Origin of the sequence: Desulfopila sp. IMCC35006 (assembly GCF_005116645.1) — a bacterium.
GTDB lineage: Bacteria > Desulfobacterota > Desulfobulbia > Desulfobulbales > Desulfocapsaceae > Desulforhopalus_A.
Map to the genome: position 1 here is coordinate 178305 of NZ_SWCM01000011.1, position 25910 is coordinate 204214.

Here is a 25910-nt window from a genome sequence, read left to right on the forward strand (position 1 = left end):
AGGGGCAGATTTATAAGGAGGACCGGTGATGATGAAAAAAGCACTTTGCGTTGGTATCAATGATTATCCCTATGATGGCAGTGATCTGAATGGCTGCGTTAACGATGCGCGATCCTGGGCCGAGCTGCTGGTGAATAATTTTGGCTTTGCCGGCAACGATGTTCGGTTGCTTCTGGATGCAGAAGCCACGAAGGCAAACGTGGTAGACGGATTGAAGGATTTGCTCGCCGGATCAAAGGCGGGTGACGTACTGGTCTTTACCAATTCATCGCATGGGACGTATGTGGCCGATACAAGCGGCGATGAGGAAAAATACGATGAGGCTCTTTGCCCCTATGATTGCGCCGATAATCTGATTATCGATGATGAATTACGGGAAATCTTCGCACCCTTAAAGCAAGGGGTCAGTCTCACGGTGATTTCAGACTCGTGTCATTCCGGGACGGTGACCCGCGCGGCATTGTCCGACTGCATACCGGGGCTCAGGACTCCCGATGACCGTCGTGCCCGATTTCTCAATCCTGCCCTGAGGGGGGATCGTCTGCTGGAAAACCCATGGCGGGCCCGGCAGAAGAGAAAATCTCGATATCCCGAATCGAAGATGAAGGAAGTGCTCCTCAGCGGAAGTAATGACAGGGAATATTCCTATGATGCACTGATTGGCGGCACCTACCATGGGGCGATGACCTACTATGCCCTGCAGGCTATCAGGGAGGCCAACTATCAGCTTACCTATCAGCAGTTGCATACCCGCCTTTCTTATTTGCTGGATGATGCCGGCTATCCCCAGCATCCGCAGCTGGAAGGGAGTGCGGCGCATAAGAAAAGGCTGATTTTTACGTGATGATCCGTGCCGGCTGCAATGGTCAGGCAGAGTTCTTGCACCATATATAATCGAAAAAAAGGAGAAGCGACATGGCAAAGCCTTTCTATCCGTTGACGCTGGAGGAATTTATTAATCTGCTCAATCGTTTTCGTTTTACCCGGAAAATCGATGCCGTCCACATGCATCACACCTGGCGTCCGAACCACAGCCAGTACCAGGGGGTGAAGTCTATTGAGGGCATGTGGCGCTATCATACGCAGGAAAATGGCTGGAGTGACATCGCGCAGCATATCTCAATAGCTCCTGACGGAACGATCTGGACGGGGCGGGACTGGAATGCGCAGCCGGTGAGTGCGCGAGGCTATAATGGTACCCGGATTTCGGGACCATTCATGTTCGAAATTATCGGTGACTTTGACCGTGGCTGCGACCCGTTTGCCGGCGCACAGCGCGCGGCGGTTCTCGGTGTTATCGCCAGTGTCCAGGAGAAGTTTGGCCTGCCGCTGGAAAGCCTGCGTTTTCATAATTTTATGACTGACCAGAAAACCTGTCCGGGCAATGCCATCGTCTATCAGGATTTTCTGGCGGAAGTCCAGGATGCACGGTCTGCCCTTGTTGCTCAGGCTGCGGAAGCGGACAATAAGAGATCGATGGGGGGATTTGATGCAAACGGGCGGCTGGCGGAAATTCTGCACACCTGGTCCCGCACCCTTGCACGTGGGAGCAGCGACCCTGCTGATGCCGAGCCGGATGAATCGGAGATGACATTTCGGCAGATTCGCATGATCACCGGGATGGAAGGTACCACCGTTCCTGCGCCTGGGGCCGGCGCGACCCGCGGAGGCGGCAGTGGCAAGAAGCTTTCTCCCGAGGAGCTGGACGCATTGCGTCCTCATGTCATCAATCTTAATCAAGGCAGATTTTCCAGGGAGGGAATTTTTCAAACCACCCCGGAAGATGTTGATGCAATCTTTGATGAGTATCTGGCGAATGCGCTGGCCAAAGCCAGGGCCAACGGCCGTCCGCTGAAACTTCTCCTCTATGCGCACGGAGGTCTCGTTGCCGAAAGCGACGGACTTTGGATTGCCCATCTGCAGGTGGAGTGGTGGAAGAAGAACAATATCTACCCCATTCATTTTGTATGGGAGACCGGATTTTTCGATGCGATCAAGCAAATTCTCTCCGGTGCCAGGTCGATGGCGGCGGAAAGGGGGCTGACGAGGGATTTCTGGGATTATACAACCGATCCGGCGATAGAGGCGCTTGCCCGTGCTCTTGGCGGCGCGAAGATCTGGTCGGCCATGAAAGAAAGTGGCCGTCTTGCCTCGGATGAGAGTGGCGGGGCGACCTATACCGCGAAAAAACTGGCGGCATTCTGTGGCAATCATCCAAACGACATAGAATTGCACGCGGTGGGCCACAGTGCGGGGTCGATTTTTCATTCCTGGTTTCTCCCCAGAGCCATAGCCGAGGGCGTCCCTGCCTTTGCCAGCCTTCATTTTCTGGCTCCGGCCATTCGGGTAGATGCATTCAAAGAGCGGCTTCTCGCTCATATCGGCAACGACGTCCGGCACCTGACCATGTTTACCATGAAAAAAGACTGGGAGAAGGACGATTCGGTCGCCAAAATCTATCAAAAGTCCCTTCTTTATTTGATTTACTATGCGCTGGAGAGCAATCGGAAAACGCCAATCCTCGGGCTGGAAGAATCCTTAAGAAAGGATGTCGATACCGCAAACCTTTTTGGCTTGAAGGGAACGCCATCACAGAAAGCGGAGATCGTCTGGTCGGTTTCCCAGGCAACGACAGGCAGCAGTGCCAGCACCTCAAGAACGCATGGCGGGTTCGACAATGACCGTCCAACCATGAACAGTGTTGCCCGGCGCATTCTCGACAGCGACGATATCGTCGATTTCCCGGAAGAAGCCCTGGAACGCGGCTTACCGGATCTCTGGGATAAACCTGTTCTGCTGCCACCGGAATTTGAATATTTATTCCGGCCGCCCGTGCAGCCTTGCCCACCACCTTCGGTGCCGGCTCCACCAACCCCTGCTGATCCAGCACCAACTCCTGAACCTGCTGATATTCCTGCACCTGCCGGCAGGCGCCAGGCTCTTTGTGTCGGTATTGACGACTATCCCACCGCGCCTCTTAATGGCTGTGTGGCGGATGCCGATGCATGGGGAGCCACCCTGGGTGACTTGGGATTTCAGGTGTCTTCACTTAAAAATGCAGCAGCCACGCGCAATTCCATCCTTGCCGAATTGAAAAAATTAATAGAAAGCAGCACAGCAGGAGACGTTGTGGTTTTCCAGTTTGCCGGTCACGGTACCGAGGTCGACGATCTTGACGGCGATGAAGTGGATGGCACGAACGGTCCGAAAGATGAGGCGCTCTGCCCCTATGATATTGCCGAAGGAGCTTTTGTCATCGACGACGATATCGCCGATATTTTTGCAGACATACCCCCGGGTGTCAACGTGACCTGTTTTATCGACTGCTGCCACTCAGGATCGATCACCAGGGCCTTTATGGGCAGCAAGCCACTGACAGGTGAACGCGACCTGAGGGCCCGTTTCCTGCCGGCAACTCCGGAAATGCAGGCCAAACACCGGGCGTATCGGGAGCGTCTCGGCAGCTCCCGCAGTGCACCTGGCCGAAGGCCGGAAAATCTGAAAAATGTTCTTTTCTCTGCCTGCCGGGATTACGAAGTCGCTTATGAGTCTGCCGGGCATGGCGAATTCACCGTCAGAGCGACTAAAGTTCTCCGCCAGGGGATTGAAGGAATTACGAATGAAGATTTTCAAAATCGGGTAATCAAGGAATTTGGTCCTGTGCCGCGACAAAATCCTGAGCTGGATTGCGCGCCGTACATGAACACCTTATCTCTGCTTAAACCGTTAGTTTTCTGAGGTGACTCGGTTGCCGAGCAGTGTTAAGCTCATTTTTCCTGCTGCTGTTCAGGCGGCCCGCCTTTTACGGTCATGGAGCTCAGCATTTCCACGGGGAAGGGGAAGACAATGGTGGTGCCCTCGTTTGCCGAAATATCACTCAGGGTCTGCAGGTAGCGAAGCTGCAGGGCCTGGGGGTTCTGCGAGATGACATGGGCCGCCGAGAGCAGTTTTTCCGAGGCCTGGTATTCACCTTCCGCGTGGATGATCTTGGCCCGTCTTTCCCGTTCCGCTTCGGCCTGTTTGGCAATGGCCCGTATCATCGTATCATTTAAGTCGATGTGTTTGATCTCCACATTGATAACCTTGATTCCCCAGGCATCGGCCCGCTTATCGATGATTTCCTGGATGTTTTCGTTCAATTTTTCACGTTCGGAAAGCATTTCGTCAAGCTCATGCTGGCCGAGCACCGAGCGCAGGGTCGTCTGTGCCAGCTGGTTGGTGGCATCGAGGTATTTCTCCACCTGAATGATTGCCCGTTCCGGATCGACCACCCGGAAGTAGAGGACTGCGTTGACCCGCACGGTGACGTTGTCCTTTGAGATAACGTCCTGGGGCGGGACATCCATGGTGACCACCCGGAGATCGACACGAAAAGCCCTCTGGATACCGGGAACAATGATTCTCAGGCCCGGCATTTTTACCGTCTGAAAGCGGCCGAGAAAAAGCACCACCAGCCTTTCATATTCAGCGACTATCTTAAAGGACAGCGCAATCAAAACGACAATAATTGCTACCGGTACCACGTACTCCATATAAGGATATATCATGTTATTGCTCCTCCTTCAGGCTTTCCACAGTCAGTTTTAATCCCTTTCGAGAAGTAACCTTCACCTTCTCCCCCTTGGCGATATTGCCGGTGCTTTTTGCCAGCCACGATTCCCCCAGGAGCCAGATTCGTCCCTCTTCCGAGAAATCGGCGGCAGCTTCGCCGACCATTCCGATAAGCGCCTCCTCACCGGTTCGGACTTTTTTCTTTTTTATGGCCAGGACCCGTCCCACCAGCAGCAGGATGAGACCCGCAGAAACAGCGGTTGTCGTAATGATTACAGGGAGGGAAATCCGCAGGCTTTCATCATCTATCAGGATGAGAGAGCCGATGGCCATGGCCACTATGCCGCCGATGCCAAGTGAGCCGAAGCTTGGAATGAAGGCCTCGCTGATCAGAAATGCCAGGCCGAGTATGATCAGGGCCAGGCCGCTGTAGTTGATCGGCAAAATCTGGAAGGCGTAAAAGGCCAGCAGTAAAGAGATGGCACCGGCGACCCCCGGCAGGAAGACCCCGGGATTGGAAAATTCATACAGGAGGCCGAAAAAACCAAGCAGCAGAAGAAAATAGGCGATATTCGGATCGCCTATTACCGCCAGCAGCTCGTATCGCCAGCTGGGTGGAATTCTGGTGACGGTCATATTTTTGGTGCTTATGACATGAGGGCCGGAATCGAGCATCAGCCGGTGACCATCCAGCTGCCGCAGCAGATCCTTCAGGTCTGCTGCGACGAAGTCAATGACCTGAAGTTTCAATGCCTCTTCCGCGGACAGGCTGACTGCTTCCCGAACCGCCTGGACAGCCCAGTCGGCGTTGCGTCCCTGGCGCTCGGCAAGGGCCTTGATATAGGCTGAGGCGTCATTGATCACTTTTCGCTTGAGGGTTGACGCGTCATCTGTGGCCAGTGTCTCTGGATCTTTTTTTCCCTTTTTTTCTGCAGGGCTGGCCGTTCCGGGCAGTCCGCCGATGGAGATGGGGGTGGCGGCCCCGAGATTGGTTGCCGGCGACATCGCCGCAACGTGGCTGGCATATAAAATATACGTTCCGGCACTGGCGGCTCTGGCCCCTTCCGGTGCGACATAACTGACCACGGGAATGGCAGAGGCGAGAATCAACTGAATGATATCCCGCATGGAGTGATCAAGTCCTCCCGGGGTGTCCATCCGCAGGATTATCAGGCTTGCCTTTGCAGTGATTGCTCGGGCCATGCCCCGTTTCAGGTAATCGCTGACCGCAGGATTGATCGGCCCCTGAATTTCCAGGACTACGGCCCGGGGTGTTTCGGCAGCAGATACCCGGGAAATGAGACAAGGGGTGAGCGCGAGGAGGGCAGACAAGATAAGCATCGCACCGACAACCCGGAGTGTCCGTGCAGTTTGGTTGAAGACTTCGCGGATTACTTTGCAACGTAAGGCAAACATCAGAGACCTCCCCGATATGTGCAGGATCCTGTTCGGTCTCACAGGATAAACAAACGCAATTCCCACTGCGGTGTACAAATAATAACCACTGTTTCGTGGTGTGTCAGTTATGCCGGCGGCTAGGGCAATTATTCGTGGTCTTCGACCTTTATGCGGCTGGAAACGCAGCCATGGCATGAACCTGAGCGGCCGCGGGCGGCATCGGAGAGGGACAAAACGCCGGTCAGGGTATTGGTGTTGCTGTCGGCGACGAACACTCGATGAACATCTTCGACAATCATTTTCTTTATCGCATCTTCGAGCAAGGAGTCGGCGTCGCAGGTATGCACAGGCACACTCATGATCTTCTCTGCCGTCGCATCGGGACTGACGCCACGTTTATAGGCCAGCGCCAGATCGGTTTTGGAAATTACTCCACGCGGCAGCTCATCTTCATCGGTGAGCAGCATGGCGCCAAACCTGTAGGCGGAAAGAGCCTCCATGACACCATTGAGTGTTTCATGCAGGGAAAGGCTTTTGATGCCACTGCTCATAATCTCTCTTACCTTAAAGCGGTCAATGGTATCCTTTTTATGGGTCTGGCTGCCGCGATTTAAATTACTGTATTCACACTGGCGGCAATACTGGTAAAGAAGCCCGACAATATCAGGGTAGGCCAGAGCGCCAATGAGATCCCCTGACCGGTCATCGGCGACATACAGGCGGTATACCTTGTTGCTGCGCATTTGCTCCAGGGCCGTTTCAAGGGAGTCTCCGGCTTTGCAGAAAAGAGGCGGCGATACCATGATATGTTCGAGGGGCGAATCAATCGGCAAACCGGCGTAATAGGCACCCATTATATCGGTCTTCGACACCACGCCCACGGGCTGCTGGGCGGCATCGACGGTAAGAAGGGCATTGATCTTATATTTAATTATGATGTTGATGCCGTGACCAATAGTTTTCTTTTGATCAAGACAGGTGATTTGCCGCCGCATGGCCCGGCTGACGCTGAGATTGCGAAGGGTGTTCTGCTGTGCCATAGTCTCTCCGGGTCAGTCGCCGATTCGCTCCAGCAAATGATTGAACAAATCAGAAATATAGACCATCCCGATGATGCGCTGATTCTCCACCACCGGGAGCCTGCGGACATGTTTTTTTATCATGATATCCAGAACCATCAACACATCAACCTGAGGACCAACCGTAATGACATCGGGGGTCATGATATCGCCCACCTGGATCGATTTGAGCCGGCTCCCTGCGGCATCGATCAAGCCGGCAACATCAATATCTTCCATGGTACCCCAGACCTGGATGTGTTTGGGCCGCACATAGAGCAGGATATCGTACATCGACAGCATTCCGACTAAACGCTGGTCGTTGTCGGTGACGATTATCCCAAACAACCGCCGGCCGGGCTGCCGGGATGACTCCCGAAAGACGCGAATTGCCTCGGTGAGCGGCGTTTCCGGGCGGAGGCTCGGAAAGTCTGCGGTCATAATACTGGCTGCCGTGGTTTGCATCGCCTCCCTCCTTAAAAAAAAAATGTAAGCAGATTTATGAGATCAGTTTGCGGCTGTTCATGCCAATACGCGTTAAAGTGCGCTGCCTGCTCAGGCCAGGCACCCTCGGCACACCAGATGACCCTCCACCTCGGTCAGCTTGGTCTGCATGACCATTTCCCCGCATACGTAACAGGCAAGAGACGGCACCCGCGGGGCCTTGGGGGGCAGATTCATGTCTTCGATATGCTCAACATCGAAAAAAGCTTCGGGGCCGCCGGAAAAAAATTCTTCGCCGCGTGCTTCATAGATCTGCTGGTATTCCTGTTTCTCTGCGACAGTGGCCTGGTGCGCACCGATCTTTTCCGCTAACACTTTTTCCCGCTCCGGAATCTGAAAAATGGTCGGCTTTAAAAGCAGTCGTACCCCCTGGCCGGATGTTCTGCTGCCAAAAGTGAAGGCCATCTTGCCATGGTCACGGTAAAAAAAATTGCCTTTGCCAAAGGTACAGCCAGTCAGAACCTGGATAGCATCGCAGCAGCAGGCATCATTTTCGACAATGACGATGAGCTCTTCATCGACGGCGCGCATTTCTCCCAGTAGTTTCATCGCCAGTTTTGCTGCCTGGTAACCGATGGTGACGCCCATGCAGGTATGGCCATGAAATGTGATGCATGCCTGATAATCTTCGTTTGCTTGAATCGATTCGGGAATATACATGACTCCTCCTTTTTGCTTTACGATCTTCTATGTAATGTATGATAATGTGGGTGCTGGTGCGAGCAAAATATTTTTTTGCCGGGATGGTGCGTTGATATTATGTTGCCCCACGGTAAATGCAGGATTTATTTTCGCGCCCTTATTTGATATTTGCATCTTGAGTACGTACTGTTAATGAGCTTTTTAATCGCCGCTACCTGAGAAGCCGCATTGTGCTGAAGGCAATGGTGCGGATGAAGATTTTTTACGACGCCATCAAGGACAAACATGAAGAAAACTTTTAAACTGACCCATCCCAAAATTAAATATGCCAGACTTGTAGAGGCGGTACGGCATGATGTGAAAAAATACGTAAAAAGAGAACGGAATAAGGCGCTGCCGGAAGGTGTTGATTTCTGGGATTTTGCCTGCAAGTTTGGTGATACTGAAGAAACTGCAGAGCCCATTCATCTCGCGGAAATCGGTAAATGTATCGATCAGGTTGAACGGCAACAGCTGGAGTCTTTTTATCTGGAAATCCTCGCGCAACCAGGCTACAGAACCAAAAAAACGAAAATGGATGAATGAGTGCGCTGGCAAGAGTTCAGATGATTCATCCTGTTATGTAGTCCCGGTAAACGGAAAATAAGCCGGGATTCTTTTTAATATTCGCTTGTCGGGTATATGTACCTTACGAGTGTTTCATTGCAAAAAAAAACAAGAAAATACTCTGTAAGGTACGCATAAACTGCAGAAGGGGGGAAACAATGCCTGTCGTCAATTATACACAGTACTGTCACATGCTCGATAACGCCAAACAGAACAAGTTTGCCTATCCGGCGATTAATATTTCGTCCAGTGAGACTATCAACGCGGCTCTGCTTGCATTTAAAGAGGCGAACTCAGACGGCATCATTCAGGTTTCGACCGGCGGCGCCAAATTTGCATCGGGTCTGGGAATCGGTTCAATGGTCAAGGGTGCTATTGGTCTTGCCGTCTACACCCATTTGATGGCGGAGGAGTATGACGTGAATATTGCTCTGCACACCGATCATTGTCACCCTGAATATGTCGAAAGTTTTCTGCTGCCGCTGGTGGAAGAGACCAGAAAACGCCGTGCTGCCGGTCAGCCGAACCTTTTCAGTTCGCATATGTACGATGGCTCGGCTCTGCCGATGCAGGAAAATATCGCCCAGTCCAAACGGATTATGGCCGCCTGTGTCGCCAACGAGCTTATTCTGGAAATTGAGACCGGTGTTGTCGGAGGGGAGGAAGACGGCCATGATACCTCCGGTGTGGCGGCGGAAAAACTCTACACCACGCCGGAAGATATGGTCCTTGCGGCCAGAGAAATAGGTTCCATGGGGCGCTTTCTGCTGGCGGCGACCTTTGGCAATGTGCACGGCGTCTATAAACCGGGCAATGTCAAGCTCAAACCGTCCATTCTGCAGGACGGGCAGGCCGCGGTCGCCAGAGCACTCGGGGAAGACAGCCGCCTCGATCTGGTTTTTCATGGCGGATCGGGCTCGGAACTGCAGGATATCCACGAATCTCTTCAGTACGGCGTCATAAAAATGAATGTCGATACTGATACGCAGTACGCCTATTCGCGGCCCATTGTTGATCATGTATTGAAAAATTATGATGGGATGCTGAAGATAGAAGGAGAGGTCGGCAACAAAAAAGTCTATGATCCGCGATCTTACGGCAAGAAGGCGGAACGCAATATGGCCGACCGTATCATGCAGGCCTGCGATGCGCTGCGGTCCACCGGTACTTCCCTGGGCAGAAACATATAATCCGATGGTGCATGAATCAGAAACAGGGTGGCTGAGGGCTCTTTTTTTCTTCTCTCCACGCCGCAGACAATCCTGATTAACCGGAAAATTCAATATACAACCGCTTACCGGGCAGAAGCTTTGTTTGCTCCTCTTTGTTAGTTATCGTATACCTATCCTCAATGGGGAGGATAGGTATAACTCAACAACAGGAGGAAGCAATGAAACTGGTTTACCGCATTTCGATCGCGATGATTGCACTCGCTCTGCTCGCTTCACCGGCTTTGGCTGCCAAAAAGGTACGATGGAAACTCGCCATGTCATGGTCTTCGACCCTCACTCCCTTTGCCACTGCACCCATTAATCTCGCCAAAATGGTCGAGGAAATGAGTGGCGGCAACTTCACCATTAAAGTGGAGGGGGCGGAAAAGCATAAGGCCGCACTGGGAATTCTCGATATGACCAAGGGCGGGCAATACCAGATGGGTCACAGTGCTTCCTATTATTGGAAAGGCAAAGATATTACGACCGTCTTCTACTGCACCGTGCCATTCGGGATGAACGCCGATGAACAGAATGCCTGGTTTTATAAAGGCGGCGGGATGGAGCTGATGGAGAAAACCTACGCTAAATTTGATGTCCTGTCTTTTCCCGGTGGGAATACCGGGGTGCAGATGGGCGGTTGGTTCAGAAAAGAGATCAAATCACTGGACGACCTGAAAGGGCTGAAGATGCGTATTCCAGGGCTGGCCGGGGAAGTTTTTGCAAAACTGGGCGTCAACGTCACGAATATCCCGCCTGGAGAATTGTATACTTCTCTTGATCGCGGCACCATCGATGCGCTTGAGTGGGTCGGTCCGGCCATGGATATCAAGATGGGTTTTCATAAGATTGCCCCATACTATTATACCGGCTGGCATGAACCGGCAACCGAGCTGCAGTTTCTTGTCAATAAAAAAGATTTTAACAAGCTGCCCCCGGAATATCAGACCATGCTCGTAACCGCCATGAAAGCGGTAACCGCCGACATGTTCATCGATAACTATGCCGGCAGTATCGATGCCTGGGCCCAGATGAAGACGGAGTTTCCGAATATCCAGGTGAAAACCTTCCCTAAAGAAGTACTCAAAGCGATGAAGAAGGCCTCCGACGAAATCAACGATGAATATGCGGCCAAGGATCCGAGTTTTAAAGAAGTACTGGAATCCCAGCGGGCATACACCAAAAAAGCCAGAGCCTGGACTACTATCGGTGAATATAATTATATAAAAACCTTGCAGGAACTGGCAGAATAGGTTTGTGAGTAAAATGATTTTCTAAAGGATCCCTGTCCTGGCCGGTTGGTAGGAACTGGCTGGACAGGGAAAACATATTACTGTGATCGATTACTATGCTCGAAAAAATTGAAAAAATTATCGCCCGTACCGTCGATGGCGTTGGTATTTTCCTGGCTGTCGTCCTGCTTCTGCTGGTCCTGAACGTCGCCTTCGATGTGATGATGCGCTATCTCTTTCATGCAAGTTCCGTCGGCATGCAGGAAATGGAATGGCATCTTTTTTCGGTTGTTATCCTCTTTGGCGTGGGCGTTGCCTTGCAGCATGAAGCGCATGTTCGAGTCGATTTTCTCTATGATTTGATGAGTCAGAAGACGAAAGCGCTGATCAATATCTGTGGTACGGTCCTTTTTCTGGTGCCGCTCAGTCTCCTTATTCTGTTTGGTTCGTTCGATTTTGTCGGCGATTCCTACTCCATTCAGGAGATTTCCGAAGATCCTGGGGGGTTGCCGTACCGCTGGGTCGTCAAGAGCATGATCCCTATAGCCTTCGGCTTTCTTCTCTTTAGTGCAGTTGGGTACATCTTGAAAAATATTAAGCAGATCAGGAGCGGAAAATGACCGGTATAATAATGTTTTTCGCGGCTCTGGTCCTCCTTAGTGTCGGGTATCCTGTGGCCTTCACCTTCGGGGCCGTGGCGCTCTTTTTTGGAGCGATTGCGGCCTATATCGAGCTGATGCCCAACCCGGCATTCGTCATGGTTGCCGAAGAATTTTTCAGCATGTTTTCCATGATGCCGTTCCGGATTTACTCTATTATGACCAACACCATCCTGATGGCTGTACCGCTCTTTATTCTGATGGGCATCATCCTGCAGAAATCGGAACTGGCGGAAAGGCTGCTCGAGTCAATGGGCATTCTGTTTGGCAAGGTCCGCGGTGGCCTGGCTATCAGCACCGTGCTGGTGGGCACATTGCTGGCTGCCTCAACCGGAGTGGTCGGGGCATCTGTCGTGGCGATGGGTGTCATCTCTCTGCCGGTTATGCTGAAATACGGCTATTCGAAAAAACTGGCCACCGGCACCATCTGCGCGGCTGGCACCCTCGGGCAGATCATCCCGCCGTCAATCGTACTGATCATTCTGGGGGATGTCTTTCAGCTGCCGGTGGGCGATCTGTTTAAGGCGGCTTTAGTGCCGGGTCTGGTCCTGGTTGGCTGCTATATCGTCTATATCGTCATTATCGCCTTAATCGATAAGAAAGTGGCGCCGGAGATTGTTGTTGCGGAAGAGGACAAGAAGGGGTCGATCGGGCGCGCTTTGCTGGCGATTTTACCGCCACTGACGCTGATAATTTTGGTCCTTGGCTCGATTTTCATCGGCATTGCTACCCCGACTGAATCTGCGGCAGTGGGTGCCCTGGGGGCGATGGTTCTCGCCGCCATGTATCGTAAACTGACCTGGCAGATTGTTCTCGATTCGTCATTGCAGACCGCGCAGATCACCGCGATGGTGTTTGCCATTCTTATCGGGGCTACCGCTTTTTCCATGGTCTTTATCTATACCGGCGCCGATCTTATTGTCGAAGAATTTATGATGGGGCTGCCCGGCGAAAAATGGGGCTTCATCATTCTCTCCATGGCCGCCATCATGCTGCTCGGCTTTTTTATCGACTTTATAGAGATTTCCTATATCGTCGTGCCGATTCTGCTGCCGATATCGCATGCTATCGGTTTAAATCCGATGTGGTTTGCTATTTTGATCGCGATGAATCTGCAAACTTCTTTTCTGACCCCTCCTTTTGGCTTTTCACTCTTTTACCTGAAAGGGGTCTGCCCTCCGGAGGTTCAGACCATTGATATTTACCGTGGCGTGGTGCCGTTTATCATCATTCAGATGATGGTTCTGGCTTCCATTGTCGTGTTTCCCCATCTCTATGGTTTGTCCTGAGAGACGATCGCTGACGGATACAGACTCCGCTCGCGGCTGCTGTTTTCACCCGAGCGGGGAGATCTTATGTGAAATATTTACTGAGCCATCCTGAAATGAGGCGTTCTGGATCCCATGGATTTCGTGCCGTCATTTTGTAAACTTGGCGGGCCGGGGTCTGATATTATGTAATGCGTTGTAATAATCGGGTATTGTATGGATCTGCTGACATTTTCGCTGCATAATGTTTTTGCCCTGTTGCAGCAGATGTCGGTTTTTCTGGTTATCGCCTATCTCTTTACCAAGTCGCCTTTTTTTCGTTCCTTTCATCTGCACACCCTGCATCCCCGGACGCAACTGCTGCTCTACTTCATTTTTTCGTCTTTTTCCATTCTCGGTACCTACTTCGGTTTACCGATAAATGACGCTATAGCCAACACCCGGGCAATCGGTGCCACCCTGGCCGGAATTATAGGCGGGCCGTTTCTTGGTGGTGCAGTGGGGCTTACCGCAGGCCTGCATCGCTTTTTTCTCGGTGGATTCACTGCCGCCTCCTGCGGTATCTCGACCACGGTGGAAGGTATTATGGGCGGTCTGGTGCATGTTTATCTGGTGCGCCATTATCAGCAACACCGACTGCTCAGTCCCGCGGTTGCCTTTTTTACCACCCTGGTAGCCGAGATAGTCCAGATGATCATTATCCTGTTGTTGTCGAAACCGTTTGATCAGGCCCTGGCACTGGTCCGGATAATTGCCCTGCCCATGATCCTGGCCAACAGTACCGGAGCGGCCATCTTTGTCAGTATTATCCGTGATCAGCGAAAAATGTATGACGACTTGAGCGTGTTTTTCTCTGCCAAGGCGCTGAAGATGGCGGAAAAGACCGTGTCGATTCTCAGCCTTGGCTTTAATATGACAACTGCACGGGAAGTCGCCCTGGTTATTCGGGAGCAGACCGGCGTCGGGGCGGTGGGAATTACCGATCGGGAGAAGGTCCTGGCCTTCGTCGGCGAGGGGAGTGACCATCACGTGGTTGGCCAGAAAATCAGTTCGTCCCAGACCAGAAAAGCTATCAGTGAAAACCGGATTGTCTACGCTGACGGCGGTGAGAAGAAATGGCGCTGCAACCTCTCCAGAGAATGCCCGCTCGGTTCCGTGCTCTGTGTACCTCTGCGTGTTGATAATGAGTTGATCGGGACCATCAATCTCTTCGAACCGCAAAATAAACTTTTTCTGGTAACCAATAAAACATTAGGCGAAGGCATTACCAAGCTGCTTTCCGATCAGATTCTCTACGCCCGCTATATTGAGCAGAAAACGCTTGTCACCACGGCAGAGTTGAAGATTGCCCAGGCGCAGATAAGTCCGCATTTTTTATTCAACGCGCTTAACACCATTATTGCCATTACCCGTAAGGACAGTGACCGGGCCAGAGATCTGCTCTTGCATCTTGCTAATTTTTTTCGTAAAAATCTCAAGCATACCAGAAGTCTTGCGACGCTTGAAGAGGAGCTTAATCATGTCCATTCCTATCTGGTCATTGAAAAAGCCAGATTTGAGGACCGTTTACAGCTGGAGATGGATATCGATTCCGAACTGCTCGCTCTGAATTTGCCGGTTTTTACCCTGCAGCCGATCGTCGAAAACGCCATCAAGCACGGTATCTCCAATATGCTGGGGCAGGGAGTGATTCGCCTGTCGGTTGGTCGAGAATCAGGTCTGGTCCGTATCAGTGTCGAGGACAACGCCGGCAATTTTGCGCAAAGCAGCCGGAAAGGGGTGGGGATGAGTATAGTCGAAAAACGGATTAAAAATCTTTGCGGCGAGAAGCACGGCCTGGAGATATACTGTATCCCGCAGGTAAAAACCATAATCTCCATAACGGTGCCGGAGGGAGGATGTAAAGAAACATGATTCGTGCGCTGATTGTCGATGACGAGATCCATGCCCGGACAGAAATAGCCACACTGCTGGCTGAAACCGGTGCTGTTGAGGTGGTCGGCTCCTGCGGCAACGGTATCGATGGTCTGAAGCTGGTCAACAAGCTTCGCCCCGAGGTGCTGTTTCTGGACATCCAGATGCCGGTCATCAACGGCTTTGAAATGCTCAATATGGTCAACCGGGAGATCATGCCCCATGTCGTCTTTGTCACCGCCTACGACCAGTACTCCCTCAAAGCCTTTGAAGAAAAGACCCTCGACTATCTGCTGAAACCTGTGGATGGTGAAAGGTTGAAAAGGACCGTTGCCAAGTTACAGCAGACAATTGTCGAAAACAGAAGACCCGTCTATGAAACGGAGGAGATTGGCCGTATCCCCTGTATTCTCGGCAACCGGATACGATTGGTTTGTCTGAGTGAGGTTGTGTACATTACGACCACTGTCGCCGGCGTTCATGTAACAACGATGGATGGCGAATATTTCACCGAAGTGACTCTCAAGGTTCTGGAAGAAAGAAGTCGACTCCTGCGCTGTCATAAACAGTTCCTGATAAATATGGATTATATCAAAGAAATTATTCTCCTTGATGGTGGCCTTGGCAGGATAGTCACCCGCATAGGTCAGGAAATTCCGGTAAGCAGGCGCTATCTGAAGCTCATCAAGAAAAAACTGTTTATCTGATACCTTTCTCCGCTGCGAGGTTTCCGATTTCCTCGGTGGAGCACATTTTTTTCCCAGACCCTTCTCACCCCGTTATTCTTCGTCTTTACCAAATCTTGACATTGCCTTTATTCGCCCTTTACATCGAGTAGCTACTGTTGCAGGGAAGAGGAATTGGCCTCTTGATCAAGAAAAGCAAAATTTTGCGGAGGAAGGGCAATGAAAATGGCAAAATTGGTATCGTTGGTTATGACTTTTGGCATGGTTTTCTTTTTTCTTCAGGGAACTACTTTTGCAGCTAACAGCTCCATGACCGGCGGGCAAAACGACAAGGTCCTGGCACCGATGATGAATGATGATGCTCCCATGAAAATGACCACGAAAAAGATGGAAACGACGATGGATTCGGACATGGATAAGGAGATGAAAAGCGGTATGAAACAGCAGCAGGCAGATGCCATGAAAAAGCATAAAAAAGAGCAAATGAACACTCCAGTGAAGACTGGCAAGAAGATGATGGAATAGCATAAAAGTGCCAGGATCAACTTCTGAATATGTTTAAAACATCATTGAGATGTACCCCCTCACGAATTTTCAGCACCGAATTCGAGAGGGGGGCCAGGCATTGAAATATTAATGTGTTTCGTAGGCGACAAGCCTGACGCAAAGCTTTTTCTCCAGCTGTTGAATTTCGGCCAGTGTTGCTTCATCCAGATTGGATGCGGCCGGTGGAGTGTAGTAGGCCAGGAGTCTTTTGCCAATTTTTTGTTCCAGTTCAGTGATGGCCTTGACCTCTTTATCACTGAGATAATCCGCATAAGTGTGATCGAAATCCATTTCCATCCTCCTTGGTAGCTGGTTGTTTGGGTGGCTGTGCGGAATACTCACCACGCGATATTCAGCACAGATTGAAGGTATCTGAAAGTAAGAAAAAGGAAGTTTTTCACAGGAAAAAGTTTTTTACACCCAGTAAAAGCTAAGTCATCCTATCTGTAAAAGCAAGATTTTCACCAAACAGGTAAGCCGATGTACTGGTGAAACAGTGTATTCCCTGTGGCAGAGAAACAACTGTTGCAGAAATTATTGTTGTTTATTTGCCATTCTTTGTGTAGAGGAGTATGGCGATTGGCGGACGAGTGGCATCCCGCCTTATAAATTATCCCTCACTTTTACGATGCAGGTGGTTATGATTTCCATTACCAAAGAATTTACCTTTGATGCAGCCCACAGGCTTTATCGAAAAGACCTTTCACCAGAACAAAACCAGAAGATTTTCGGCAAATGCTGCAAAATCCATGGCCATACCTATCTTCTGCGTATCACCGTTTCCGGATCCATCGATGAAAGTGGTATGATCATCCATTTTTCACAGCTGAAAGACATCGTCCGCGAACTTGTGATCGACAGATATGATCACACCATGCTCAACGAGTTGCCTGAATACCAGATTACCCCGCCGACCGCCGAGATTATGGCCGGGCATATCTTTACGATTCTTGACAAAAGACTTGAGTCGCAAAAGATTGCCCTCTGTGCGGTCGTCCTCTATGAGACACCGACATCCTGGGCAACGGTAACCGCCAATGCTTGAGGTGACAGAGCTGTTCTCTTCCTTGCAGGGGGAGGGGCCGTTTGCCGGAAAACCTGCTGTTTTTGTCAGGTTAAGCCGCTGTCTTCCCCCGTTGTGCCCCTGGTGCGATACTGCTTTTGCCTGGCAGCCGGGTACAATGATGGAAGTGGATGATCTGGTTGAGCAGATTATTGGCCATGGCTGTAATTTTGTCGTTATCACCGGCGGCGAACCGTTTCTCCAATGGTCAACGGGATTGCAATGTCTGGAGGAAACCCTGGTGGACAAAGGCTGTTTTGTTCAATATGAAACCAGCGGCAAAGTAAGTCTGCCAGAACAGTCCAAGGGGTTCATCGTCTGTTCTCCCAAGTACCTTGATGCCATGTGGCATTTTGCCGGTACAAACTGTTCGGTAGTTGACGCCTTCAAATTTGTCGTTGAAAATGACTTTCAGATGGTTGACGATTTTGTGGCGGCATGGAAAATCCCGGCCGAAAAGGTGTGGATAATGCCTCAGGGGGCTACCCGGGAGGCCCAGTTGAAAAACTTTGAGACCATCTGGCGCTACTGTGTAGAGCGAGGCTTTACCTTCTCCCCCCGGCTCCACATCCTCGCCTTTGACAATAAAAATGGAGTTTGAAAAATGTTTGACTGTCTTGTCGTTCTCTCCGGTGGACTGGACTCCACGGTGCTGCTTATCGATAGTATCAGCCGATACCCAAAAGTTGCGGCGGTGAGTTTTGATTACGGGTCAAAACATAACGGGTGTGAACTGCCGCTGGCAAAGTCAACCTGTGCAAGGCTTGGGGTGGATCATAAAATTATTCACCTGCCATTTATCAATGCACTCTTTTCCTCGACTCTTCTTGCATCCGGGGAGGACATCCCCAATGGTGCCTATGATGAACCGACGATGAAAAGCACGGTGGTTCCTTTCCGAAACGGGATTATGCTCTCAATTGCCGCCGGATACGCAGAGTCCATCGGTGCCGCGAAAGTTCTCCTCGGTTCCCACGCTGGGGATCATTTTATCTATCCCGATTGCCGGCCGGAGTTCAACCTGGCCTTTGCCGAGGCGGTAAAACTCGGCACAGATGCAAAAGTAGTTATCGAGTTCCCCTATTCCATGCTGGACAAAAGGGATATCGGCGATCTGGGCCGGAGGTTGGACGTCGATTTCCTGGCCACCTGGACATGTTATAAAGGAGAAGATATACACTGCGGCACATGTGGCGCCTGTAATGAGCGAAAATACGCCCTCAGAAAAAACCAGGGAATGGACCCCACCGTTTACCGCAACTGATCACCGGGGAAGGCTATGGACAAAAATATCCCCTTGGGAAAAGAAGTAACCTATATTTCCACATACAATCCGGAACTTCTTTTTCCTGTGGCGAGAAGACTCAATCGAGAAAAAATCGGTATTAAAGACAGACTTCCTTTTACCGGTGTCGACATCTGGAACGCCTACGAGATATCATGGCTGGAAACCGGGGGAAAACCGCGGGTCGCCATGGCTGAGATTCGTTTTTCGCTCGATTCCCTCAACATTATTGAGTCCAAATCGCTTAAACTCTATTGCAACTCCTTCAATCTAACGCACTTTACCTCGCCGGATAAGGTCGTGGAGGTAATGCAGCAAGACCTGGAAAAAGTTTCCCGGGGGGCTGTCACAGTTTCTTTGCTGCTGCCTGACGATTTCCGCCGACAACGCTTTGTTGAGCCGGAAGGGTTCTGTATTGACGACCTGGATCTCAACACCGACAGCTATACCCGCAATCCCGACTTTCTTTTTCATGGATCCCACCGGGTGGAAGAACAACTGTATTCCAATCTCCTACGGACAAACTGCCCAGTCACCGGCCAGCCCGACTGGGCAACACTGATTATCAATTATACCGGAAGACAGATTCAGCGAAGCGGACTTTTGCGCTATGTCATTTCGTTGCGGGAGCACACAGGTTTTCATGAAAATTGTGTGGAAGAAATCTTTGTGGACCTGATGGAACGTTGCATGCCTGAAAAGCTTTCGGTCTACGCACGCTTTACCCGGCGGGGCGGGATAGATATAAATCCTTTCCGGTCAACGCCCAATGATTGTGCTGCAGGTAATAATATCAGATGTGCCAGGCAGTAGCTCGAGCTCGGATTTCCAGAATCAGAAAACACTCCTTCATTTGTTCGTGTACTCTTTTCTGACGTATTAATGACGGACGCGGAGAAACTCACGCCGCCGATGAGGAAAGTGAGGCGATCTTTTTTCTTGGAATTTGGCAATGGGGCGACTTTGACGTTGCCATTTCACCACCTTTTTCTCGATATTATACCTGGAGAATAGTCAAGAAATATCGAGAACAATGTCAGATTAGATGTAGGTATGCAGACTGATGATTATCATATGGTTATGATTTTTGACAACCACAAGACTGACGAATAATGAGTTTTGTTTTAAGAACAACCTCACGATTTGAACGCGTCGGGTCCTGAATTCTCTTGATGAGAAGCTCCGTGGCAGTACGACCAATCTCATATGTGGGTTGCTCAATAACTGTAATTGCCGGTTCAAGCAACTGTGCACAGGTAGTATCGTCAAAGCTGGCGAAAGCGATATCACCTGGTATTTTCAGTTTTTTTTCACGAATCGCCAGCAGCACGCCTGCGGCCAACAGACTGTTGCTGGTAAGGATGGCGTCCGGCCGGTCCGGCATCTCCAGCAATTTCAGGGTCGTATTAAAACCATCTTCTTCTCTGGGGTTGGCGTATTTTATCAGTTCGGCAGCAGGCTTAATGTTGTGAGCTTTCAAGGCTTGAATAAAACCTTCGTGCCGCTGGCTGCCAGTGATGCTGTCTCCACCGAAAACGCCTCCTATTCGTTGGTAACCGTGCCCGATCAGGTGGCTTGTAATGGCATAGGCTGATTGCACATTATCAATGAGGACATTGTCGACATCCAGATTTTTTGCATGTCGGTCAATTATAACCGTGGGCATGTCAAGAGCTGATATTTCTGAAAATTTTTCGATAGTTCGCTGGGTCGGAGATAAAATGACCCCGGCAACATTTTCGTCCCGGAGAAGGTTCAGGCATGACTCTTCTTTTGTCGAATTCTCATCTGTATTACAGAGCATCACAATATAACCCTGCTCGTAGGCTGCATCGTCAACAGCCCGACTGACCCGTTGAAAAAACGGGTTTTCTATATCAGACACGACTAAGGCTATGATTTTTGATGTATTTGATCTCAGGTTTTGCGCAACACGATTTGGCCGATAATTCAGTTTTTTAACTATTTCCATTACGTGCTTTTGAACTTCGGGCCTTACGTGGGGCTTGTTCGCTAAGACCCGTGACACAGTAGCAGTTGATACACCGGCTGCTTCAGCAACGTCTTTAATTTTAACCATCTAAATATCACTCTCTTTTTTGGGTTGGATTTTGATCTTACGGTTGCAATGTAAACGTTTACCTGAGTGTAGTCAAATATTTATTCTTTTCGGCGTCGGTCTCGGAGTTTAATTGTGGTGCCTTGTCGGCTCGTATGGGGATGCTATAATTTTCTTATTTCTGGGCGAACCTCAGTTTGCGACCAGATATTTCACAGAATTATGGACTGTTAGATACTGTAGCAATAACATTAAATTCATGTCGAGAATGACTGTCTGCGCAAACAGGGACACACATTTGTTTCCGCAGGAATCTGTGCTATATTTCTTGATTTTTGGTATTATCTGCTATAATGACTACAGCGATATGTAAACGATTACTTTTATATGTGGTGAAGCCGGAGTTTGTTAAAAATAATCCTTGTCGTCAAAAAGCACGTTAAAAAAATATATCATTTAAATACAGATATATAGTATTGTTTATTCGGCGAAATACTCCTGTGTGGCTTGATTAACAGCAAAAACAATTGACAATTTATTATGTAAACGATTACAGTATGCACGAGATAATGTTCATCCGAAGTTATTGACTAAAGGAGGCCAATCATGATGAAGCTGGAAAGCAATAACGTTCAATTGCATGTCGAGGCGGGGGATAAAATCGAAGCCATTCGCAAGGTGGGTGAAATGCTGGTGGAAAGTGGCAATATAAAGCCTGCCTACATCGAAAGCATGCTGAATAGAGAGAAGGTGGCCAATACCTTTCTGGGCAATGGAATTGCAATCCCTCATGGGCTGCCCAAGGATCGCGAGTCCATTATCCGTACCGGTATTGCTGTTATGCAGATCCCTGCCGGGGTGGAGTGGAATCCAGGTGAGATTGTCTTCCTGATAGTGGGGATTGCCGCACGCTCTGATGAACATATCGAAATTCTGACCAACCTGACCCATATCTTAGATAATGAAAAGCTCATCCAGAAACTCTCGTCAACGGATGATGCCGAAGATATTTATTCCTGTTTGAGCGGTAGGAGAGAGGGTTCTCAGCCGCCTGCCGAGAGAGGTCCGACTCTTCAGGATTTTGAAAAATCTGTCGAAGTGAAAATACAAGGAGCCCATGGCCTGCATGCCCGGCCGGCAACTGCCTTTGTCGAGTTGGCCAAGCAGTTCAAGGCATCCGTCCATGTTCGCCATAAAGAGAGCGTCGCCGACGGCAAGAGTCTTGTTTCGCTCTTAAAACTTGGCGCCGGTGAAAATGCTTCGCTTCGTATCATGGTAAGTGGAGAAGATGAGGACGAGGCCCTGAAAGCTATAGAAGCTGCGGTTCTTGCCGGTCTTGAAGATGAAACGGAAGCAGCCGACGAAGTACAACTGGATGCAGCCGACCATGGTTGGTCTCCTTCGGAGCCAACCATTACTATCCAGGGATTGAGCGCCTCATCGGGCTTGGCCATTGGTCCGCTCTGGCACTTTAAGAAAAGCAAAATTGTGGTGGCCTCCACCGCAAAGTATCCAGCCATTGAAGAAAATCTGCTGCACGAAGCAATTGCTACTGCCCAGAGTGAGCTGGAACAGATCCACCGGGAAGTTAAAGCACAATCCGGAGCTGGTAAGGCGGCCATCTTTAAAGCACATATCGAGTTCCTCAATGATGAAGAAATGATTGCTGAGACACATGCTCTTATTAAAAAAGGACACAGCGCCGGCTGGTCCTGGCAGAAGGTTATTGGGGAGCGCGTCGAGGATATGGCACAGCTGGATGATCCGGTTTTGCGTGGTCGTGCAACAGACATAAACGACGTGGGCAGCAGAGTGCTTCGCCACTTGGCCGAGGTGGTGGAAGATACTCCCTTCACCGCTGAAACTCCCGTTATATTAGTGGCAGAAGACTTAATGCCATCAGATACAGTCAATCTCGATCCTCGGAAAATATTGGGTTTTTGTACGACAGCCGGAGGGCCAACTTCCCACACGGCAATCATTGCCCGTTCTTTGGGTATTCCTGCCATCGTCGGAGCTGGTCCTGCTCTTCTCAACCAGGAAAACGGTACAGAGGTAATACTCGACGGCACCACCGGTAATCTCTACATCCACCCCCATGAATCGGACATTAAGGCAGCGCAGAACATTCAAGCCATGTTGGCAGACCAGCGAAACAGTGAACATCAGACCCGATTTGAGCCGGCCATAATGACCGACGGGCATCGGATGGAAGTTGTTGCCAATATCGCAACTGCATCGGAAGCAGAACAGGCCGTAAACGGCGGGGCGGAAGGTGTTGGGCTTATGCGAACGGAATTTCTCTTTCTTGATCGATCTGAAGCGCCAACAGAGGAAGAGCAATACCAGGCCTACAGCCAGATGACCAAGGCCCTGGGTGGTCTGCCCCTCATTATTCGTACCCTGGATGTTGGTGGGGACAAAAATCTGCCCTATCTACAGCTGCCACCCGAAGATGCCTCATTTATGGGAATACGTGGTATTCGTCTCTGTCTGGCAAAACCTGAGCTTTTTCGCCCCCAGCTTCGTGCCATTTACCGCGCCGCAGAGCACGGGCCGATTAAAATCATGTTTCCAATGATCTCCACCCTGGAGGATCTCAATGCCGCCAAAGATATGGCCGAGGGAGTACGAAGGGAACTTGGTGTTGCTGAACTGCCTTTTGGGGTGATGATTGAGGTTCCCTCAGCTGTAATGCTTGCAAGGGAATTGGCCGCTGAAGTCGATTTCTTTTCCATTGGAACTAACGATTTGACGCAATACACCCTGGCCATGGACCGGCTCCATCCTCTGCTCGCTCGACAAGCAGATGCCCTGCACCCGGCGGTTCTTCGCATGATTAACCTTACCGTATCCGCAGCAGAGGAGGCGGGAATCTGGGTGGGCGTGTGTGGCGGCATAGCTGCCGATCCGCAGGGTGCGGCGATTTTAACCGGCCTGGGCGTCAAAGAGCTGAGTGTGAGTATACCAAGCGTTGCCGCAGTAAAAGCTCAGTTACGGAAGTTGTCGCAAGCCGGTGCAAAATCAATGGCCCAGCGAGCCTTGGCCTGTCGTAACGCTGCTGAAGTCAGACGGCTGTCCATAGCATAATCGAGGGTGGATTAAAAACTACTCAAATCGCAGAGTAACATCCCACAAGGGGTACGCAGTCCAGTCCCCCCCTGAGGGGGTAGGTGTTTTATGCAGATTGTTTTTCTTGTTATTTTTGAACGAAAAGAATCTTTAAGGCACTAAAAAAGGAGAACAAAATGGCAAAAATAATCGCAGTTACAGGATGTCCCACCGGCATAGCTCATACCGTAATGGCCGCTGAAGCCTTGAAAAAAACGGCTTCGGTTATGGGCCATGAAATAAAAGTCGAAACCCAAGGGGCGGAAGGAGTGAAAAGTGCCCTGACAAACGCAGACATTATCGCAGCTGATGTGGTTATTATCAGTTCAGACATACATGTCGATGTGAAACGCTTTGTCGGTAAACCAATGATTGCCGTTACCACCAGTGAGGCGATCCGTAAAACCAAGGCGGTTATCGAAGATGCATTGGCTGAGATAGCAGAGGTGGCTGAGATAGCAGAGGTAAAAGAAAAAACTCCTGCAAAAGAGAAGGTGTCAGCCGCAGCTGCAGCAACTCCTGTGGGTGTTAAAAAACTGGTAGGGATAACTTCCTGTCCCACCGGGATTGCCCATACCTTTATGGCTGCAGAGGCTCTCCGTAAGGGTGCCAGGGAGCTGGGTTATGAAATTAAGGTTGAAACCCAGGGCTCGGTGGGGGCCAAAAGTGTCCTCACTCCCGAAGATATTGCGCAGGCGGATGCAGTAATTATTGCAGCAGATGCCTATGTGGACACCAGTCGCTTTGCAGGGAAGCGTCTTCATGAAACCTCCACCAAAGATGCATTGCACAGCGGGGTCGGTGTAATCGAAGCGGCTTTAGCTCTGCCGGAACCGGACAAGGCTGACCTGATCGGAAAAGTCAAGGAACTGAAGAAAGCACGTTCAACAACCCGAACTGGTCCATACAAGCACCTGATGACCGGGGTTTCCTATATGTTGCCGATGGTTGTTGCAGGTGGTTTACTTATCGCCCTGGCCTTTGCTTTTGGGGGTATTTATGCCGGGAACGAAGACGGCAGCCTTGGCTGGGCCCTGATGCAGATTGGCGGAGCGACGGCGTTTACTCTCTTTGTTCCTGTATTAGCGGGTTTTATTGCTTACTCGATCGCCGACCGGCCAGGCATCACCCCCGGTCTGGTGGGCGGTATGTTGGCTTCAACCCTTGGAGCAGGATTTTTAGGTGGCATCCTTGCCGGTTTTATGGCCGGCTATTTAACCAAGTTCCTCAATGACAAGATCAACCTGCCTGATAACCTCCAGGGCCTTAAGCCGGTACTCATCCTGCCGGTTCTCTCCACCCTGGTTATTGGCTTACTCATGATCTATCTTGTCGGCCCTCCAGTGAAGATCGCTCTAACAGCCCTTGAAACCTGGCTGTCAGGCATGCAACAGGGAAGCGCCTTGATGCTCGGACTTCTGCTCGGTGCCATGATGGCCTTTGATATGGGAGGCCCTGTGAATAAAGCTGCCTACACCTTCGCAGTTGGACTGCTTGCCAGTAAAATCTATATGCCGATGGCGGCGGTTATGGCTGCTGGAATGGTACCGCCACTGGGGTTGGCTTTGGCAGCAACGCTATTCAAAAGCCGTTTTACCACCGACGAACGCGAAGCCAGCAAAGCCGCCTATGTACTGGGAATATCGTTTATCACTGAGGGGGCAATCCCTTTTGCTGCCCGTGACCCGTTTCGGGTAATCCCCTCAATCATGGTGGGAGCGGCCATTACTGGCGCAATCTCCATGGTCTCTGGCGTCGATCTGCTTGTTCCCCATGGTGGAATATTTGTTCTGCTGATTCCCAATGCAGTTACTCATTTATTGAATTACATTATTGCGATTGCTGCTGGCACCATAGCTGCTACCGGAATGCTTTTCGTTCTTAAAAAACCGCTCACGGAATCGGACTCAGTATAAGTGAGTTGATGACTGGCATTTCTCAAGAACGCATACAGCTGAGAAATGACCGTTTGGCAAGGAATGTGGAGTCTTGTTTTAGGAGGAGTATGAAGTGGTATGGAAAAAATGGACACTTTTTTCATACCACTTCATACTCCTTTGCAAGAGCCCTGCAGCAGTTTGATTTTAAGGTATTTCCAATCTGTATGTAATCAAAGT

The 25910-nt window shown here is 50.4% G+C and carries 23 protein-coding genes; 16 read left to right on the forward strand and 7 right to left on the reverse strand.

Features of this window, described 5'->3' with window-relative positions; all coding sequences use genetic code 11:
* Nucleotides 1-28: 28 nt before the first annotated feature.
* Complete coding sequence (locus FCL47_RS17785) at nt 29-844, forward strand: caspase family protein (RefSeq protein ID WP_136814896.1); 816 nt, start codon at nt 29-31, stop codon at nt 842-844.
* Between the two features lie 71 nt (nt 845-915).
* Nucleotides 916-3738, forward strand: a complete 2823-nt coding sequence (locus FCL47_RS17790; RefSeq protein WP_136814898.1) for a caspase family protein — start codon at nt 916-918, stop codon at nt 3736-3738.
* Between the two features lie 29 nt (nt 3739-3767).
* On the opposite strand, the gene FCL47_RS17795 is transcribed toward FCL47_RS17790, so the two are convergent.
* The 5 genes from FCL47_RS17795 to FCL47_RS17815 form a co-directional block, all read right to left on the reverse strand.
* Nucleotides 3768-4547: a slipin family protein gene (locus FCL47_RS17795; protein ID WP_136814899.1), complete on the reverse strand. Its 780-nt coding sequence runs from the start codon at nt 4545-4547 to the stop codon at nt 3768-3770.
* A gap of 1 nt (nt 4548) precedes the next feature.
* On the reverse strand, nt 4549-5967 hold the full coding sequence (locus FCL47_RS17800; RefSeq protein ID WP_136814901.1) for a nodulation protein NfeD: 1419 nt from the start codon (nt 5965-5967) through the stop codon (nt 4549-4551).
* Between the two features lie 128 nt (nt 5968-6095).
* On the reverse strand, nt 6096-6989 hold the full coding sequence (locus FCL47_RS17805; RefSeq protein ID WP_136814903.1) for a CBS domain-containing protein: 894 nt from the start codon (nt 6987-6989) through the stop codon (nt 6096-6098).
* A 12-nt stretch (nt 6990-7001) separates the two neighbouring features.
* A complete protein-coding gene (locus FCL47_RS17810) occupies nt 7002-7472 on the reverse strand; it encodes an HPP family protein (protein ID WP_136814905.1) in 471 nt (156 codons plus the stop codon).
* A gap of 90 nt (nt 7473-7562) precedes the next feature.
* Nucleotides 7563-8171 carry an FmdE family protein gene (locus FCL47_RS17815; protein WP_136814907.1) on the reverse strand — a complete coding sequence of 203 codons (609 nt, stop codon included), beginning with the start codon at nt 8169-8171 and terminating at the stop codon, nt 7563-7565.
* 267 nt (nt 8172-8438) lie between these two features.
* On the opposite strand from FCL47_RS17815, the gene FCL47_RS17820 reads away from it, so the two are divergent.
* The 8 genes from FCL47_RS17820 (at nt 8439) to FCL47_RS17855 (ending at nt 16254) form a co-directional block, all read left to right on the forward strand.
* On the forward strand, nt 8439-8738 hold the full coding sequence (locus tag FCL47_RS17820) for a DUF6172 family protein (protein ID WP_136814908.1): 300 nt from the start codon (nt 8439-8441) through the stop codon (nt 8736-8738).
* Between the two features lie 179 nt (nt 8739-8917).
* Nucleotides 8918-9949, forward strand: a complete 1032-nt coding sequence (gene fbaA / locus FCL47_RS17825) for a class II fructose-bisphosphate aldolase (RefSeq protein ID WP_136814910.1) — start codon at nt 8918-8920, stop codon at nt 9947-9949.
* Nucleotides 9950-10149: 200 nt separating this feature from the next.
* Complete coding sequence (locus tag FCL47_RS17830) at nt 10150-11223, forward strand: TRAP transporter substrate-binding protein (protein WP_136814912.1); 1074 nt, start codon at nt 10150-10152, stop codon at nt 11221-11223.
* A gap of 95 nt (nt 11224-11318) precedes the next feature.
* A complete protein-coding gene (locus tag FCL47_RS17835; RefSeq protein WP_136814914.1) occupies nt 11319-11822 on the forward strand; it encodes a TRAP transporter small permease subunit in 504 nt (167 codons plus the stop codon).
* Nucleotides 11819-13150, forward strand: a complete 1332-nt coding sequence (locus tag FCL47_RS17840) for a TRAP transporter large permease subunit (protein ID WP_136814916.1) — start codon at nt 11819-11821, stop codon at nt 13148-13150. The genes FCL47_RS17835 and FCL47_RS17840 overlap by 4 nt, the downstream gene beginning before the upstream one ends.
* 195 nt (nt 13151-13345) lie before the next feature.
* Nucleotides 13346-15043: a sensor histidine kinase gene (locus FCL47_RS17845; protein ID WP_205747357.1), complete on the forward strand. Its 1698-nt coding sequence runs from the start codon at nt 13346-13348 to the stop codon at nt 15041-15043.
* Nucleotides 15040-15750, forward strand: a complete 711-nt coding sequence (gene btsR, locus FCL47_RS17850) for a two-component system response regulator BtsR (protein WP_136814917.1) — start codon at nt 15040-15042, stop codon at nt 15748-15750. Before FCL47_RS17845 ends, btsR begins: the two co-directional genes overlap by 4 nt.
* A 198-nt stretch (nt 15751-15948) precedes the next feature.
* Nucleotides 15949-16254: a hypothetical protein gene (locus tag FCL47_RS17855; RefSeq protein ID WP_136814919.1), complete on the forward strand. Its 306-nt coding sequence runs from the start codon at nt 15949-15951 to the stop codon at nt 16252-16254.
* A 108-nt stretch (nt 16255-16362) separates the two neighbouring features.
* On the opposite strand, the gene FCL47_RS17860 is transcribed toward FCL47_RS17855, so the two are convergent.
* A complete protein-coding gene (locus FCL47_RS17860) occupies nt 16363-16566 on the reverse strand; it encodes a hypothetical protein (RefSeq protein ID WP_136814921.1) in 204 nt (67 codons plus the stop codon).
* 349 nt (nt 16567-16915) lie between these two features.
* Here FCL47_RS17860 and FCL47_RS17865 point away from each other — a divergent pair, with 349 nt between their 5' ends.
* From FCL47_RS17865 to queF, 4 genes are read left to right on the forward strand one after another with little or no spacing between them, the layout of a single operon-like run.
* On the forward strand, nt 16916-17320 hold the full coding sequence (locus FCL47_RS17865; protein ID WP_136814923.1) for a 6-carboxytetrahydropterin synthase: 405 nt from the start codon (nt 16916-16918) through the stop codon (nt 17318-17320).
* Complete coding sequence (locus FCL47_RS17870) at nt 17313-17939, forward strand: 7-carboxy-7-deazaguanine synthase QueE (RefSeq protein WP_240744289.1); 627 nt, start codon at nt 17313-17315, stop codon at nt 17937-17939. Before FCL47_RS17865 ends, FCL47_RS17870 begins: the two co-directional genes overlap by 8 nt.
* 3 nt (nt 17940-17942) lie before the next feature.
* Nucleotides 17943-18602, forward strand: a complete 660-nt coding sequence (gene queC / locus FCL47_RS17875; RefSeq protein WP_136814925.1) for a 7-cyano-7-deazaguanine synthase QueC — start codon at nt 17943-17945, stop codon at nt 18600-18602.
* A 15-nt stretch (nt 18603-18617) separates the two neighbouring features.
* Nucleotides 18618-19436, forward strand: coding sequence for an NADPH-dependent 7-cyano-7-deazaguanine reductase QueF (gene queF / locus FCL47_RS17880; protein ID WP_136814926.1), 819 nt, complete (start codon nt 18618-18620; stop codon nt 19434-19436).
* A gap of 265 nt (nt 19437-19701) precedes the next feature.
* On the opposite strand, the gene FCL47_RS17885 is transcribed toward queF, so the two are convergent.
* Nucleotides 19702-20703 (reverse strand): LacI family DNA-binding transcriptional regulator, encoded by a 1002-nt coding sequence (locus FCL47_RS17885; protein ID WP_136814928.1) that lies wholly within the window; start codon nt 20701-20703, stop codon nt 19702-19704.
* Between the two features lie 585 nt (nt 20704-21288).
* On the opposite strand from FCL47_RS17885, the gene ptsP reads away from it, so the two are divergent.
* Together ptsP and FCL47_RS17895 are read left to right on the forward strand one after the other, a co-directional pair.
* The gene (gene ptsP, locus FCL47_RS17890) at nt 21289-23772 is read left to right on the forward strand and encodes a phosphoenolpyruvate--protein phosphotransferase (protein ID WP_136814930.1); all 2484 of its coding nucleotides are present in this window, start codon (nt 21289-21291) and stop codon (nt 23770-23772) included.
* Between the two features lie 158 nt (nt 23773-23930).
* Nucleotides 23931-25709, forward strand: a complete 1779-nt coding sequence (locus FCL47_RS17895; RefSeq protein ID WP_136814932.1) for a PTS fructose-like transporter subunit IIB — start codon at nt 23931-23933, stop codon at nt 25707-25709.
* Nucleotides 25710-25910 lie beyond the last annotated feature (201 nt).